This is a genomic window from Serratia sp. 506_PEND (assembly GCF_001076875.1).
In the GTDB taxonomy this organism is placed as follows: Bacteria; Pseudomonadota; Gammaproteobacteria; order Enterobacterales; family Enterobacteriaceae; genus Serratia; species Serratia marcescens.
This window is the reverse complement of record NZ_JVEL01000286.1, coordinates 1-15227: the sequence shown is the minus strand read 5'-3', so window position 1 is coordinate 15227 and position 15227 is coordinate 1. Positions and strand designations below refer to the sequence as shown.

Below are 15227 nucleotides of genomic sequence, written 5' to 3'. Positions count from 1 at the left end.
CAAATAGCGCCTTCATCCCCTTAGGGGTACGTTCCGGATAAAAATTAAATCATTTACAATCAATAAATTAGAATGAAGTACTTCGTCATCCTCACCGCTTCGCCGCCCCCCTGGAAACTAATGGGTACTTCATTCGAGGTATGGGGTTATGCTCAGGGATAATCAAAAATACGGCTGAATCGTTACTTGTTTACCCCGTCGCCGCCTTCGCCCCTGAGCTTCAGCGGCGCCAAATGCCAGGAACCCGCGCTTATGAAACGCCTGTTGGCCCCGCTTTCGATCGTGAATCAGGTCGCCCTGCTGATGTTGCTATCGGGCATTCTGGGCGTGGCCGGCATGGGGATTTCCGCCTGGATGTCGCAAAGCATTCAGGGCAACGCGCATGCCATCAACAAGGCCGGCTCGCTGCGTATGCAAAGCTACCGTCTGCTGGCGCAGGTGCCGCTGGATGAACGGCATGAAGCGTTGATCCGCGAACTGGAGCGCGACGAAAACAGCCCCGACCTGCAGCGTTCGGTGGAACAGGAAGGGTTGACGCAACCTTTCGACGCCTTGCGCGACTACTGGCAACAGACCCTGCAACCTCGCCTGCGCAGCGCGCAGCGCCCGGCTGACGCCGCGCCGCAGGTGGCGCATTTCGTGCAGCTGTTGGATAAGCTGGTGTCGGATATCGACAGGCAAACCGAGCGCCGCCTGCTGATGGTGACGCTGGTGCAGGCCGGCTTTATCGCGCTGACCCTGCTGCTGCTGATAGGCACTACCTGCTACCTGCGCCGCCGGTTGCTGCATCCGTGGCGACAGCTGGTGGAAATGGCGTTGGCGGTGGGCCGCGGTGATTTTAGCCGCCGCTTCGCGCAGCGCGGCCATCAGGATGAAATGGCGTCGCTCGGCGGCGCGTTGAACACCATGTCCGACGAGCTGTCGGCCACCTACAGCGGGCTGGAGCAGCGCGTGGCCGAGAAGACCGCCGACCTGCAGCAAAAAAATCAGATGCTGAGCTTTCTCTATCGCGCCAGCCGCCTGCTGCACGCCAGCGAGCCGCTGTGCAGCCGCCTGACGCCGCTGCTCAACCAACTGCAAGTCCTGACGCCGCTGCGCGCCATTCAGGTGCGGCTGTATGAAAACGACAGCCGGGAGCCGCTGCTGCAGCTGAGCGGCAACCAGCCGTTGCGGCCGGAGCATTGCCATAATCCGGTGTGCAGCGCCTGCCTGCACGACAGCGACCGCCAGCATCCCGACAGCCCGTCGCTGAGCTGGAGCCTGAGCGACAAGCTTGGCGACTACGGCGTGATCGTGGCGCAACATGCACCGCAACAGCCGCTGAACGATGAGCACCGCCAGTTGGTCAACACTCTGGTGGAGCAACTGACCAGCGTGCTGGCCATCGAACGTCAGGTAGACCACCAGCAGCAGCTGATGTTGATGGAAGAACGGGCGGCGATCGCCCGCGAGCTGCACGACTCCATCGCCCAATCGCTCTCCTGTCTGAAAATGCAGATCGCCTGCCTGCAGATGCAGGGCGAAACGCTCTCGCCCGCCAGCCAGGCGCTGGTGCAGCAGATGCGCGAAGAGCTGAACGGCGCCTATCGCCAGCTGCGCGAGCTGCTGACCACCTTCCGCCTGCAGCTGACCGAGCCGGGCCTGCTGGCGGCGCTGCAATCGACGGTAGCGGAGTTCAATCCCAAACTGGGCCTGAACATCAGCCTCGATTACCAACTGGGGCCGCGCACGGTGCCCGCCTATCAGGCCATTCATCTGCTGCAGATCGCCCGCGAGGCGCTCAGTAACATCCTTAAGCATGCCGCCGCCAGCGAGGTGAGCATTCAGGTCATCAATAAACGGGGCGAAGTGACCCTGAGCGTATGCGACAACGGACGCGGCCTGCCGGCCGAGACGTCTCGCCCCGACCATTACGGCTTGATCATCATGCGCGATCGCGCCAAGAGCCTGCACGGCCGTTGCGACATTTTACCGCGCAGCGGCGGCGGCACCGAGGTGCGGGTCAGCTTCACGCCGGATAACCACGCCATCGACTAACGGAGACACCATGACGACAGAAACCGCCGCCACAATCTTACTGATCGACGACCACCCGATGCTGCGCAACGGCGTAAAACAGCTGATTGGCATGGACGCTCGCCTGCAGGTCATCGCCGAAGCCAGCAACGGAGAACAAGGGGTCACGCTGGCGGAGCAGCACGATCCGGATCTGATCCTGCTCGACCTCAACATGCCCGGCATCAACGGGCTGGAAACGCTGGATCGCCTGCGCCAGACCGACCTGTCGGGGCGCGTTGTGGTGTTCAGCGTGTCCAACCATGAAGACGACGTCGTCAGCGCGCTCAAACGCGGCGCCGACGGCTATCTGTTGAAAGACATGGAGCCGGAGGATCTGCTGAAGGCGCTGCATCAGGCGGCGGCCGGGCAGATGGTGCTCAGCGAAACGCTGACGCCGATCCTCGCCGCCAGCCTGCGGGAAAACCGCCCCAGCGCCGATCGCGATATTCAGCAATTGACGCCGCGCGAACGGGATATCCTGAAGCTGATCGCCCAGGGGCTGCCGAACAAGCTGATCGCCCGCCGCCTCACCATCACCGAAAGCACCGTCAAGGTGCACGTCAAACACCTGCTGAAAAAGATGAAGCTCAAATCCCGCGTCGAGGCCGCCGTGTGGGTGCTGCAGGGTAAAAACGGTTAATCGCCGCCGTACAGCGGCCCGGTTTGCGCCGGGATCGGCGGCGGCGTCAGGGTTTTGATCGGCGGCAGGCCCGCTTCATCACCGGCGGTCGCCGTCAGCGGCGGCGCCACTTTCAGCTCTATCCAGTTGGACGTCACGCGCTGCTGTTTATCGTCCTCCAGCGTGACCGATAGCCGGTAGCTGTTGGCGGCGCCCGGCGCGTCGTCCCACGGCGGCACGATCGCCGTCCAGCCCTGCGGATCGTTGGCGTTGTGCGGCGGCGTCAGGCTCAGCGCCTGCGTATCCCCCTGCCAACTGACGTGAGCGATGCCGTTCAGCGCCTTGATTTCCAACACCAGCGGCACGGTTTCCCCCGCCTGCAGGCTCCACGGCGGCGTGGCCAGGAACACCTGCAGCGTTTTGCGCTGGCGGAACTCCAGCACCGGCACGTTCTTGCGTTCGATAGGATCATAGCGGCTGCCGCGCAGCGACTTGGCCTGCGCCACATACTCCGGCGAAATCTGCTTCACCAACGGCACCCCGAGCCGATAGCTCAGCGCCAGCTCGACCTGATCCTGGCTCTGCCCGCCCGCGCCAATCTTATGCAGCGCCTTCATCGTCACCAGCGGCACCGGGGTGTAATTGAGCCCCAGCTGCATCGCGCGCGGATCGTTTTGTTTTTTGCCGCTGCCGAACAGATCGACATTATCGCCGAGATACTGTTCATAGCTGAGCGAACCGCCGATCTGGCGATAAAACGGCAGATAGCCTTGCGTCGTGATGTCGTAACCGCGCGCCGGGCGGCTGAAAAACACGCCATCGCCAGGCTGTTGCGCCAGCGCCGACAGCGGGTAGTAATAGTTGGTGGAGAAACGCAGGTAGTCTCCCCAGGCCTCCGCGCCGACGCTGCCGCGATTGCGCTGCCGGGCGAAATCGCTGTCGAGCGCCGTGTTGTACCCCAGCAGCCAGTCACCGGCGATCCAGCGCTGCCCCAGCGCGAAATTACCGAGCGCCCCGGCGCTTTGCTGCAACCAGCCGATCTGGCTATAGGTCAGCAATCCGTCGACGTCGTACAGCGGGCTGAATAACTGCCCGTTGCTGCCGGTAAAGTCCCCCTCACCGGTCATCTTCAGCGATAACCGGGCGGTGCCCAGCGGCGACAACAGCGCCTGCGCCTGCTGTTGCAGCGCGCCGGTCGCCTGGCCCAGCAGATAATCCTCGGCGCGGCTGCGCATCTGCTGACGGGAAACGTTATTCAGATCTTTTTCGCCGAACTGCTTGGCCATCTCGGCCCACTGCTTCTCGCGCGCGGCGTCATCGGGCGCGCCGCCCAGTTCGGGCAAATTCGCGACCGGATCTGCGGCGGCCGGTTCGGAAGAGACAACGCTCGCCGGCGCCGGCGGGGATTCGGCGCATGCGGGCGCCGCGCCGGCCAGCCACACCAGCGTCCCGGTCAGCCACACCGTCTGGCGGCTGTGCCAGAGTCGTTTTTTGGTTTTGATGAGTCCCGCCTGAATTTCGTCTTTCATGGCACCGTTGGCCACCCTCCCTCCTGGAGCGTGCCAACCCACTGCTTTGCTGTCGCCTTTCCCGCGGCAGATCTGGATACCCTACGCCCCATCAAGGCCGGGGCGCCTCTCCCTTAAAGCCTAACGGCTTGACGAACAGAAACAATAGGATAAACCCCAATCGCTCCCCAGTGACGCCGTCACTTACGCCATTTACCGATCCATTCCGGCCACCAGGTGAATTCACACTATTTCAGCGCCGATTTTGCCGATAAACAACGCAACACCCCACTGCTGCGCGCCTCCGCGCATGACATTGCATCACTCTGCAATACGTGAAGTGGCGATGCGTACGACTGCGCATTCCTCACCACTCACCGCATTTCACCCCGATGAAATACGCATTTTGCCGTTATTTTAAACATCTATTTCACGACTGACGGAGTCTCGATGTTTCTTTCCTTACTGTGGCCCGCGCTGTTTTTCACCGCGCTGCTGTCGGCAGGTATGGTCGCCTTCGCGCTCATCACCCGGTTGGAGCGAACGGTGGCCGTGCGCGCCAGCCCACCGAGATTGCGCCGCCGCAGCCTGCTGCTGACGGCCTTCGGTTTGGCGTTGACGGCGCTGCCCTTCGACCTGCCGGCAGCGCACCGGCTGTGGTTGCCGCCGGCCGCGGCGCTGCTGATCGCCCTGGCCTGGCTAGACGGGCGCCACCGGTGGCTGCCGGACCGGTTGACCCAGCCGCTGCTGTGGGGCGGGATGCTGTGCAATCTTGACGCTCGCTGGGCGACGCTGAGCGACGCGGTTATCGGCGCCGCCGCCGGCTACGGGGGGTTGTGGCTACTCAACGCGCTTTATCGGCAAGTGCGGCGGCGTGACGGCATCGGCCAGGGTGATTTCAAACTGCTGGCGGCGCTGGGCGCCTGGCTCGGTTGGACGATGCTGCCGCTGTTGGTCTGTCTGGCGGCCATGTTCGGATTAGGCATGGCATTGACCCGCGGCCGACGCAACCGCCGCGCCTGGCGAACGCGGCAACCTTTCGGCATCGCCTTGGCGGCCGCCGGCTGGCTGTTGCTCTTGATGGACGCCGGCCAGAACGCGCCGGCGTTATTCGGTTAGTTCTTCAGTGTCTCGATCAGCCGATTGAGCAATCCGGCCACTTCCGCCGTGCTGGCCGTTGTCGGATTGGCCAGTGGCTGGATCACCGCGAGCCTGGTCGTGGATAACACCTCATCGCTGCGGATTTCCAACGCATCGGAGGGGGGCGTGCTCAATGAAACGCCGTCCGGCCGCCAGTAACTGCCGCGCGTAGTCTGCACCTGATAACTGCCAAAGCCGAAATCTTTCTCGACGCGGTAATATATTTCGCAGCTCAACGGCCCGGTGCGCCGCAACATAAAGGCGCCTTTCGCGCTATAGCTGCCTTTATTGACGACAAAGGCGGTCGCCTGCGAAGACAGATCGAACGTGATATATAAATCGCACGCCAGCACCTTGGTGCTTACGCCCTGTTGAAGAGTAATGCGCGTTGTAGGTTGCCGATCCGGCGCGGTCAGGGTGCCTAAAAAAGTCCACGATTGCTGTTTCGAGATATTGCGCGGCAAATGGTTGCTGGTGGCGGAAGGGGCAATTCCCCGCTCGCCCAGACTGTACATCGCTTCGACCCCGCTTAAAAACGACGTCACATCGACGGTGCTTTTGCCGGCCACCGGGACGCCGCCGTTGTATACGTTACTGAAGGTTACCTCGGTATTGTTGCTGCAGGCGGCGATCGCCGCCGGGAAAGGCGTCTTAGAACCGCTGTAAAGAGTCAACTGACCGATATCCCAACGAGATTCGTTGATGAATCGGCACAACACGCCCCCGCTCTCCACATTCTGCGCGTCCTGGATATTGATATTGCCTATCGTGCCCTGGGCAAAGTTGGTGGACAACACGCTGACATTGGCGGCGCGCTGCGTATTGCGGTTCTCGCAACCCAACGAATTGATCGTGCCGTTAAAATCTTTGAAAGAGTAGATATCGCCGATGCAGTCATCCGCAGCCAACGAGCCGATAGTAGAGTAAAACCCTGAAATTCTGAACGCAGTCCCCTTGGCGCGAGCGGCGTAGAGGCCGTCTATAAAATTGGTGGTGCCGGACTTGTCCATCCACAGCACCCCATCGCCCGGGCGATTGGCGTTTGCCTCCATCTGCACGTTCACCAGCCAGTTAATGAACATGTCGCCCGAGACAAACAGCGAATAACCGCCGACCTTGGTGTAGATGTCGCGAATATCAAACTTCGTCATGTTGCGATCGCTGAACCACACGCCGTGGGTGTCATCTACGCCGGTATCATCCCGCAGCGTCAAGCCGTGCAGCGTCAGATTGGCGAAGCCTTTCACCACGATCACCGCTTTCTTCGTTTCGCCCTGTTCGTTGGTGTAACTGCTGTCCGCAGTCTTGACAATTTTGGTCGCCCGCCCCAATCCGACCACCCGCAAACCGATGCCGCCGTAGATGTCCGTTGTCGTCTGAATGAGTACGTGTCCAGCGACCGTATACACCCGCTTCCCCAGGGACAGCGTACCGCCGGCTTGCAGCGCCGCCGCCGCCGCTTTGTTGATCGCCGGCCCCCAGTTGCTTCCGTCGCTGTCCTGATAAAACTGTTCCGGCGTAACAACCTCACCGGTGGCGAGCAAGCTTGCTGCGCGCGCTCCTGAAGCGTTTTCGTTATTGTCCATAATATCTCCTGACGTGATGTGTCCGCATCATTGCGGACGACCGCGGTGAAAGGCGTAAACAACACCGCCTTTCAGTGCCAATCTATCACCGTCATATGAGCGCGTTATGAAATTTCATTTTATTTCACCCTGACACAACATCTCGCGATTCGAGGTGGCAACAGCAAGCGATTTCACTCGCTGTTGGCCTTTGGTGCGACAGAAAGCTCGGCCAGGCGCGCGGCGTTGCCGCTACTTGCTGACCCGATCCAGATACAGCATGCTGTTGGCGATATCCAGCCGGGCACCTTCGACGTTGTCCCGCAATGCCACCAGCGTTTGCCCCTGCAGCGCCACCACATAGGGCGAGCTGGCCTGCAATTCCCGTTGCAACGTGACGTAACGTGCGCTGCGCGCGGCGCTGTTCCCCTCCGCAGCCGCGGCGCGCGTTTCCGCGCTGATGGCGGGAATGCCCCACTGGGTGCGCCAGGCCAGGGTTTTCGGCCCACCGGGCACGTTATAGGCAAAAGCGCTGGCGTTGGTGTTCGGATCCAGGTAGTCGGCGCCCCAGTAGGTGAAGATCGCCTGAAAATCGCGGCCGCGCATCTTGCCCCACAGATCGCTTTCTACCACCGGATGGATATCCAACCGCAGCCCGGCCTGCGCAAAACTGGCCTGCAGCGCCTGCGCGATGTCGGTATACGGTGGTTGGTTGATGACGATAAGATCGATGCGCGTACCTTCAGCGATGCCGGCATCGCGCAGGATCTGTTTGGCTTTGCCCACGTCGAGCTTAAACGGCCGATCGTCGAGTGCCCCGTCCAATCCCTGCGGCAAGAAGGCCTGATGCACGCGATATTGCCCTTTCAGCAGTTGCTCGGCGATGCTCTGATAATCGACCAGCCAGCGCGCCGCCTGCCACAACGCCGGATTGCCCAGCGCCGGATTGCCTTTGCTGCCGGTGTTGAAACCGAGGTAATAGATCCGGGGCGCATCGGCCTGCTCAATGCGCACGCCAGACGCGTTGCGCAGTGAGTCGAACTGGTCGGCGCCCAGATCGTAGGCCACGTCGGCATCCCCTTTCAGCAACAGCAAACGGCGGGTGCCGGCGTCGCTGACGTTCTTGAACAACACCGTTTTCAACCTTGCCGGCGACGGGGCGTACTCATTGCGGCCAAACAGCAGCGCTTCATGCGGCACATAGTTATTCACCCGATACGGGCCGCCGCCGGCGGAATGGCTGCGCAGCCAGGCGTTACCGTAGTCCCCCTGCTGCGCGTGCTCGTTCAACAGCTTTTCATCCACGATCGAAGCCACATTCGCCGTCAGCAGCCGCAGCGCCAATTCGCTGCCGATGTTGGCGGGCCAACTGAGTTGCACCTGGTTATCTCCCACCTTCTTCAGCTGCTGCTCAACGTTATCCGGCGTCCAGCCAAACTCGCCGAGAATAAACGACGGCGCCTTGTTCAACTTCACCGCGCGAACCAGCGAAAAAATCACATCTTCTGGCCGCAGCGGATTGCCGGAAGCGAAACGCTGCTGCGGTTTCAGGGTAAAGGTCAGGCTGCGGCCATCGGCGCCCGCTTGCCAACTGCCTGCGGCGTCCGGCGCCAGCTTTTGCGGCGCGGCGCGATCCGGCGCCACCAGGCGCTGATAGAGGTTGACCAGATTGGCCGAGCTGACGGTTTCAAAGCTCTCCGCCGGATCGAGGCTGATAATGCCCTCCAACGAACTGACCACCACCAAGGTATCCTGCGGGGTGGCAGCCTGCACACCGAAAGCGGCCGCCAGCGCGCCATACAATAAGGTTGGGATTAACCGTTTCATCGATACACTCTCCACAATCACGCGGTTGCGTTGTTTTTCGAGTGTAGGGGGTAAGAATTAACAGAAGAACGACGATAAATTGCTTTATTTATTACCAAGATGGATATGCCCGCCGCATTGGCGGGCATTGGGTCAAACGATGATGCGGCCGTGCGCCATTGCCACCGAACGATCGCACATGTGGTCAATCACGTCCGCATCGTGGCTGACCAGCACCATAGTCAGATCGCCCGCCTGTTTCAGCTCGTTGAGCAGATTGAGGATCTCCGCCTGCACCGACATGTCCAACGCCGAAGTCGGTTCATCCAGCAGCAGCAACTTCGGCCGCAGCAACAATGCGCGCACGATCGCCACGCGCTGCCGCTGGCCGCCCGACAGCTGATGCGGGTAGCGATCCAGCAGGCGCGGATCCAACCCCACCTGGCGAAAGCCCGCGCTGATCTTGCGTTCGATGTCGCTTTCCTGCATCAATTTGAGCGGTTCCGACAGCGTACGCAACAGCCGGTGCTTGGGGTGTAGCGAAGCATAGGGATCCTGAAACACCATCTGCACCTCGCGCCGCAGCTCGCCGGTAAATGCCTGCCCCGGTTGCAGCCGCCGCCCCAGCAGCTCAAAACCGCCCTGCCAGCTGCCATTCAGCCCGGCCAGCACCCACAGCAACGAGGACTTGCCGCAGCCGGAAGGCCCCACCAGCCCGAAACACTCACCCGGTTCGATGTGCAGGTTAACCTCATGCACCACGGTGCGCAGCTCGTAGCCCTGGCGGTGACTGACGCTCAGGTTCTCCAGTGCAATTACGCTCATTTCAACGTCTCCAACAGCGCGCGGTCCAGCACCGGCAGCGGTTTGCCGCGCGTCTCGCGGCTCGGCCGGCACGCCCACAGCGTGCGAGTATAAGGATGCGTGGCCTGCGCCAGCTCTGCTGCCGGCAGTTGATCCAACAGCTCGCCTTTGTACATCACCAGCACCCGCTCGCAGTGGTGCGCCACCTGCTGCAAATCGTGGCTGATCAGGATCAGCCCCATGTTGCGTTGCGCCACCAGATTGTCTATCAGTTGCAGCACCTGATCGCGCATCTGGTGATCCAGCGCCGAAGTCGGTTCATCGGCAATCAACAGCTGCGGATCGTTGATCAACGCAATAGCCAGCATCACCCGCTGCCCCATGCCGCCGGAGAGCTGATGCGGATAACGGCCGCACAGCGCCGCCGGATCGGGCAATCCCACCGCCGCCAGCATCTCCAGCACTTTTTCACGCCGCTCGGCGCGGCTCAGCTTGGCATGCAACACCAGCGGTTCCTCCACCTGACGGCCGATCGGCTGATTGGGATTCAACGCATGCTTGGGATCTTGCATCACCATCGCCACCCGGTCGCCGCGCAGGCGGCTCCACTGGCGCTCGCTCAGGCGCGTCAAGTCTTCGTCGCCCAGCGTCAGGCGCTGCGCCTGCAGCTGCAACGGCGGCGGCAATAGCCCCATCAGCGCACGCGCGGTCAACGATTTGCCGGAACCGGACTCGCCGACCAGCGCCAGCCGCTCCCGCCCCATGCTGAACGAGATATTCTTCACCAGCGCCGCCGGCTGTGGCCCCGGCACGCCGATCGCCAGCCGTTCAACGGTCAATAACGTGTTATCAGTGCCCATGACGAGGATCCATTTTGTCGCGCAGGCCATCGCCCAGCAGGTTAAACGCCAGGCTGGCGAACAGGATCGCCCCGCCTGGCGCGGCGGCGACCCACCATTGGTCGAAAATCACTTTACTGCCTTCGGCCACCATCGACCCCCATTCGGCGGTCGGCGGCGCGACGCCCATGCCGAGGAACCCCAGACCGGCGGCGGACAGGATGATGCCGCCCAGGCTCAGCGCCGCACGCACCACCGCGCTCGGCAGGCATAAAGGCAAAATGTGGCCGACCATCAGCCGCAACCCGTTGATGCCCTGCATGCGCGCCGCCGCCAGGTAGTCACTGCGGCGCAGCGCCAGGGTTTCGGCCCGCGCCTGGCGGGCAAAGGCCGGCCAGCTGGTCAATGCCAGCGCCAGCGCGCCGTTCATCAGCCCCGGTCCCATGACCGCCACGAACGCCAGCGCGATCACCAGACTCGGCAGCGACAGGAAAATGTCGGTCAGACGCATCAAAATGCGCTCGACCCAGCCGCCGAGGTAACCGGCGCAAATGCCGACCAGCAGGCCGATGGGAATGGTCAACACCAAAATCAGCGACACCAGGATCAGCGTCGGCCGCGCGCCGTAAATCACGCGGGAGAGCAAATCGCGGCCAAAGCCGTCGGTGCCCAGCCAATGTGCGGCGGAAGGCGGCAGTAACCGCAGCTCGATATGCTGCAGATTGGGATCGAAAGGCGCCAGCCACGGAGCCAGCAGCGCGGTGACGATCAGGATCGCCACCAGCGCCGCGCCCAGCGTCAGCGTGGTCAGACGTCGACCGCGGCGGTAACCGACGACCGGCTCGCTTTGCGGTTCGTGTTCAGAGAGATATTGGCTCATCGGGTTCGCGGATCCACTAAATAGGTCAAGGCGTCGGCCAGCGCATTCAACAGCACGAAACAGGCGCCGATCAGCAGCGTGGCGCCGAGGATCGCCGGCGTGTCGGCAGCAAACAGCGCCGAGGTCAGGTAACGCCCGACGCCGGGCCAGGCGAACACCGTTTCGGTCAATACCGCGCCCTCCAGCAGGCTGGCGTAGGAGAGAGACAGTACGGTGATCAGCGTGCCCAGCACGTTGGGGAACACATGGCGCAGCAGAATGCGCAGGCGGCCGGCGCCCTTGGAACGCGCCAGCGTCACGTATTCCTTGTTGCACTCTTCCAGCATCGCCGCCCGCAGCAGCCGGGTGATGCCCGCCATCGACAGCAGCGCCAACGCCACCACCGGCAGCCACAGGTGGCCGATGGCGTTGTAGAACATTTCACGATCGCCGGACAGCCAGCTGTCGATCAACACGAAACCGCTGCGCGGCTCCATGCTGTACAAGTAAATGTCGTCCAGCCGCCCCGGCCCCGCCGACCAATGCAGCGTGGCGTAGAACAGCAACAGCCCGAGCAGGCTCAGCCAGAAAATCGGCACCGAATAACCGATCAGCGACAGCAGACGCGCCGCGTTATCCAGCCAGCTGCCCGGTTTGAGCACAGCCAGAAACGCCAGCGTAATGCCGCCGAGGGCGCCGAGGATAATGGCGCAGGTGGCCAGCTCCACCGTCGCCGGGAAGGTGCGCAACAGATCGCTCAACACCGGCTGCGCGGTAATACGCGAAATGCCCAAATCGCCGTGCGCCAGTTGCACCAGGTAACGCCAAAATTGCACCGGCAGCGGCTGATCCAACCCCAGCTCGTGCCGCACCTGCGCATAGGTGGCTTCGCTGGCGTGATCGCCCGCCACCTGCAGCGCCGGATCGATCGGCGCCAGGTGCGACAGCATGAAGGTGAACAGCAGCAGGCCAAGCAACGTCAGCGCCAGAGACAGCGCGCCGCCGAGCAGCCGCCCGCCCCAGCGCCAATACCGCCGGGCCGCCCCGGCGCCGGCGGACAGGTCAGCGGCCATTACTTGCTGACCTTGCTGTAGAACACCATGTCAGGGTTGATGCCCTGCACATAGCCCTTGAGGTTGTCACGCACCGCAATCAGGCTGCGCGCCTGCAGGCCGATGACAAACGGCGAGCTTTGCTGCACCTGTTTTTGCAGTTGCTGGTAGTCTGCCACCCGTTTGGCGGTGTCATTTTCCGCGGTGGCGGCCAGCGTCAGCTTGCTCAGCGCCGGGATCTGCCAGTTGGCGCGCCAGGCCAGCGTCTTGCTGCCGTCTTCCGGGTTGTAGGCGAAGGCGGCGGCGTTGGTGTTAGGGTCGAAGTAATCCGGCCCCCAGGAGGTCAGCGTCGCATCGTAGTTAAGCGCTTTCACCTTGGTGGAGACCTGCGAACTGATGCCCGGCACCAGTTCGACCTTCACGCCGCCCTGGGCAAAACTGGCCTGCAGCGCCTGGGCGATATCCAGATACGGCGGCTGGTTGTTGACGTCCAGGCGGAAACTGACGTTGCTCAGCCCCGCTTTGGCCAGTATTTCTTTGGCTTTCTGCGGATTGAAGCTGTACGGCTGATCCTTGAGCGCGCCCAGATAACCGTCCGGCAGGAATGTCTGATGGCTCTGGAATTGCCCTTTCAGCAGATCGTCGGCGATGCCTTGGTAATCGAACAGCCAGCGCGCCGCCTCCCAGAACGCCGGATTGCCGAGCGCCGGCGACGCCTTGGCGTTGAACTGCAGGAAATAAAGCGAGGCGTAAGGAATGGCCAACGGTTTGACGCCCGGCTTACCCTTCAGGGCCGCCATCTGGTCCGCCCCCAGGTTGCGGGCGATATCGGCATCGCCCTGCTCGATCAGCAAACGGCGCGCCGCCGGATCGGGCACGTTTTTGATCAGGATGGTTTTCAGCGTCGGCGCCCCTTCCGGCGAGCCGGGATTGGCGTCCAGCACCACCACTTCGTGCGGCACATAGGTGCGGATTTTGTAAGGGCCGCTGCCGGCGGAGTGGCTGTTCAACCATTGATGCCCCAGATCGTCGCCCTGCTGGTGCGCCAGCGCCTCTTTGGCGTCAACGATCGAGGATACCGGCGCCGACAGCAGGCTGAGCACGAAGGCCGGGCTGACGTTCTCACTCCAGCTGATTTTTACCGTATGTTCGTCCACCTTGCTCAGGTGTTGCTCCACGTTCTTCGCGTTCCAGCCCAGCTGCGTCAGGATAAACGACGGTTCGAGATTGAGTTTAACCACCCGTGAAAGCGAGAAGATCACGTCTTCCGGCCGCAGCGGATTGCCGCTGGCGAACGTGGCGTCCGGGCGCAGGCTGAAAGTCAGGCTGCGATCGTCGGCGCCGGCCTGCCAGCTGCTGGCCAGGGTTGGTTTAAGATCGATGGGATTGTGCGGATCTGACTGGATCAGACGTTGATACAGGCTGTTGAACGACTGCACCGTGGTTAACTCAAATCCCTGGGCCGGGTCAAAGCTGACCACGTCATCGATAGATTGCGCGATCACCAGCGTGTTGGCCGGCGTCGCCGCCTGTGCGTTTACGCTGGCCGCCACGGCCAAAAACAGCAAAGAAGGAACGAGCGCTTTCATCTGAAACTCTCCAAGCGGATGGAATTTATAATAATTTTGCGAGTGTATGCGAGCACGATCGGCAGCTGAAGGTACTTAAATCACTATAGATATTCTTTTTATGTATATAGATGGGATTTTGATTATTAGGCAGGCGATGCAGCATGTGCGGCAGGCATTGCCTGCCGCTATCGATTAAATCTGGTAGTCAATCACCGCATCCAGCTGCGACGAGAAGACCTTGTCTTTGATTTCGGTCAGCGACAACGTCGGGTTGCACAGCTGAATAAAGCGCCAGGCATAGTTGCGCTGCAGCTGGCTGCGTTTCAGGCCCAGCCAGACCGTATTGGGTTCAAACAAATGCTCGGCGTTGAGGCTGACCAACCCGCGATCGCGCTCTTTTTCATACGACATGTCCGCCAGCACGCCCACGCCCAACCCCAGCTCGACATAGGTTTTAATTACGTCGGAATCTTGCGCGCTGAGCGCGATGTCCGGCGTCAGGCCCGCCGATTTGAACGCCGCATCCAGCTTCGCGCGGCCGGTAATGCCCTGGCGGTAAGTGATCAGCGGCAAGGTGCTGAGCATCTCCAGCGTCACCTGCGGCTGCCGCGTCAACTCGTGCCCTTCCGGCACCAGAATGGTGTGATGCCAGCGGTAGTAAGGGAACGCCGCCAGCGACTCGTCGCTCATCAGCCGTTCGCTGGCAATACCGATGTCGGCTTCACCGGCGGCCAGCATCGAGACGATCTCCTCCGGGCTGCCCTGATTGAGCACCACCCGCACCCGTGGGTAAAGCGCGCGAAACTCTTTGATCACCCCCGGCAGGCTATAGCGCGCCTGGGTGTGCGTCGTCGCGATATGCAGCTGCCCCGAATCGTTGCTGCTGAAGACATCCGCCAGGCGACGGATGTTGTTCGCGTCGTTAAGAATGCGCTCCGCCACCACCAGCAGCTCTTTGCCGGGCTCGGTCATGCCCAGCAGCCGTTTGCCGCGGCGAATGAATATTTCGATGCCCAGCTCTTCTTCCAACTCGCGAATATGCCGGCTAACGCCGGACTGCGAAGTAAATAAGGTATTGGCGACCTCGGTCAGGTTGTAGTTGCAGCGCGCCGATTCGCGAATAATTTTTAATTGTTGAAAGTTCATCCCCGTCTCCCTGTTTCTTGCAGTAGCGTCTGCCATATTGATACGGAGTCCTGCGGGGCTGAACAAATAAGAAATAACCTTTACTTATGCAATTTAATACTAAGTGAATTATTTATCGTGGCTCTCGGGGGATGAGGACGGGGGAAAATGATGAATGGCTTTAAAAATAAAGAGATAAATAACCACACAAATAAAGCGACTTAAGTCATCATGCAAAATAAAGTTATTAAATAGAGGCATTAGATATAAAAAAGGGCCCA

Annotated in this window: 12 protein-coding genes; 3 read left to right on the top strand and 9 right to left on the bottom strand. The window is 61.4% G+C overall.

What is annotated here, in order from left to right; translation table 11 throughout:
* Positions 1–252: 252 nt before the first annotated feature.
* Positions 253–2037, top strand: coding sequence for a nitrate/nitrite two-component system sensor histidine kinase NarX (gene narX, locus ADK28_RS07600; protein WP_048795322.1), 1785 nt, complete (start codon positions 253–255; stop codon positions 2035–2037).
* A gap of 10 nt (positions 2038–2047) precedes the next feature.
* On the top strand, positions 2048–2698 hold the full coding sequence (gene narL, locus ADK28_RS07595; RefSeq protein WP_016927346.1) for a two-component system response regulator NarL: 651 nt from the start codon (positions 2048–2050) through the stop codon (positions 2696–2698).
* On the opposite strand, the gene ADK28_RS07590 is transcribed toward narL, so the two are convergent.
* Positions 2695–4206 (bottom strand): YchO/YchP family invasin, encoded by a 1512-nt coding sequence (locus ADK28_RS07590; RefSeq protein WP_048795323.1) that lies wholly within the window; start codon positions 4204–4206, stop codon positions 2695–2697. The genes narL and ADK28_RS07590 overlap by 4 nt on opposite strands.
* A gap of 429 nt (positions 4207–4635) precedes the next feature.
* Between ADK28_RS07590 and ADK28_RS07585 the strand changes: the two genes are divergently transcribed.
* The gene (locus tag ADK28_RS07585; RefSeq protein WP_033640046.1) at positions 4636–5304 is read left to right on the top strand and encodes a prepilin peptidase; all 669 of its coding nucleotides are present in this window, start codon (positions 4636–4638) and stop codon (positions 5302–5304) included.
* On the opposite strand, the gene ADK28_RS07580 is transcribed toward ADK28_RS07585, so the two are convergent.
* The 8 genes from ADK28_RS07580 to cbl form a co-directional block, all read right to left on the bottom strand.
* Positions 5301–6911 carry a hypothetical protein gene (locus ADK28_RS07580; RefSeq protein WP_048795321.1) on the bottom strand — a complete coding sequence of 537 codons (1611 nt, stop codon included), beginning with the start codon at positions 6909–6911 and terminating at the stop codon, positions 5301–5303. The genes ADK28_RS07585 and ADK28_RS07580 overlap by 4 nt on opposite strands.
* Positions 6912–7142: 231 nt before the next feature.
* Entirely contained in the window at positions 7143–8717 is a 1575-nt protein-coding gene (locus ADK28_RS07575) for an ABC transporter substrate-binding protein (RefSeq protein ID WP_048795320.1), read from the bottom strand.
* Between the two features lie 132 nt (positions 8718–8849).
* Entirely contained in the window at positions 8850–9521 is a 672-nt protein-coding gene (locus tag ADK28_RS07570; RefSeq protein WP_016927341.1) for an ABC transporter ATP-binding protein, read from the bottom strand.
* A complete protein-coding gene (locus tag ADK28_RS07565) occupies positions 9518–10360 on the bottom strand; it encodes an ABC transporter ATP-binding protein (protein WP_016927340.1) in 843 nt (280 codons plus the stop codon). The genes ADK28_RS07570 and ADK28_RS07565 overlap by 4 nt, the downstream gene beginning before the upstream one ends.
* Entirely contained in the window at positions 10350–11219 is an 870-nt protein-coding gene (locus ADK28_RS07560; RefSeq protein WP_033640042.1) for an ABC transporter permease, read from the bottom strand. The genes ADK28_RS07565 and ADK28_RS07560 overlap by 11 nt, the downstream gene beginning before the upstream one ends.
* Positions 11216–12271 (bottom strand): ABC transporter permease, encoded by a 1056-nt coding sequence (locus ADK28_RS07555; RefSeq protein WP_048795319.1) that lies wholly within the window; start codon positions 12269–12271, stop codon positions 11216–11218. The genes ADK28_RS07560 and ADK28_RS07555 overlap by 4 nt, the downstream gene beginning before the upstream one ends.
* On the bottom strand, positions 12271–13839 hold the full coding sequence (locus tag ADK28_RS07550) for an ABC transporter substrate-binding protein (protein WP_048795318.1): 1569 nt from the start codon (positions 13837–13839) through the stop codon (positions 12271–12273). The genes ADK28_RS07555 and ADK28_RS07550 overlap by 1 nt, the downstream gene beginning before the upstream one ends.
* A gap of 174 nt (positions 13840–14013) precedes the next feature.
* A complete protein-coding gene (gene cbl / locus ADK28_RS07545; RefSeq protein WP_004934716.1) occupies positions 14014–14967 on the bottom strand; it encodes an HTH-type transcriptional regulator Cbl in 954 nt (317 codons plus the stop codon).
* Between the last annotated feature and the right edge of the window lie 260 nt (positions 14968–15227).

What these genes read in the sequence shown, in the direction of transcription:
- narX (WP_048795322.1), top strand. Translation starts at nt 253, where the DNA reads ATGAAACGCCTGTTGGCCCCGCTTTCGATCGTGAATCAGGTCGCCCTG.
- narL (WP_016927346.1), top strand. Translation starts at nt 2,048, where the DNA reads ATGACGACAGAAACCGCCGCCACAATCTTACTGATCGACGACCACCCG.
- ADK28_RS07590 (WP_048795323.1), bottom strand. Translation starts at nt 4,206, where the DNA reads ATGAAAGACGAAATTCAGGCGGGACTCATCAAAACCAAAAAACGACTC.
- ADK28_RS07585 (WP_033640046.1), top strand. Translation starts at nt 4,636, where the DNA reads ATGTTTCTTTCCTTACTGTGGCCCGCGCTGTTTTTCACCGCGCTGCTG.
- ADK28_RS07580 (WP_048795321.1), bottom strand. Translation starts at nt 6,911, where the DNA reads ATGGACAATAACGAAAACGCTTCAGGAGCGCGCGCAGCAAGCTTGCTC.
- ADK28_RS07575 (WP_048795320.1), bottom strand. Translation starts at nt 8,717, where the DNA reads ATGAAACGGTTAATCCCAACCTTATTGTATGGCGCGCTGGCGGCCGCT.
- ADK28_RS07570 (WP_016927341.1), bottom strand. Translation starts at nt 9,521, where the DNA reads ATGAGCGTAATTGCACTGGAGAACCTGAGCGTCAGTCACCGCCAGGGC.
- ADK28_RS07565 (WP_016927340.1), bottom strand. Translation starts at nt 10,360, where the DNA reads ATGGGCACTGATAACACGTTATTGACCGTTGAACGGCTGGCGATCGGC.
- ADK28_RS07560 (WP_033640042.1), bottom strand. Translation starts at nt 11,219, where the DNA reads ATGAGCCAATATCTCTCTGAACACGAACCGCAAAGCGAGCCGGTCGTC.
- ADK28_RS07555 (WP_048795319.1), bottom strand. Translation starts at nt 12,271, where the DNA reads ATGGCCGCTGACCTGTCCGCCGGCGCCGGGGCGGCCCGGCGGTATTGG.
- ADK28_RS07550 (WP_048795318.1), bottom strand. Translation starts at nt 13,839, where the DNA reads ATGAAAGCGCTCGTTCCTTCTTTGCTGTTTTTGGCCGTGGCGGCCAGC.
- cbl (WP_004934716.1), bottom strand. Translation starts at nt 14,967, where the DNA reads ATGAACTTTCAACAATTAAAAATTATTCGCGAATCGGCGCGCTGCAAC.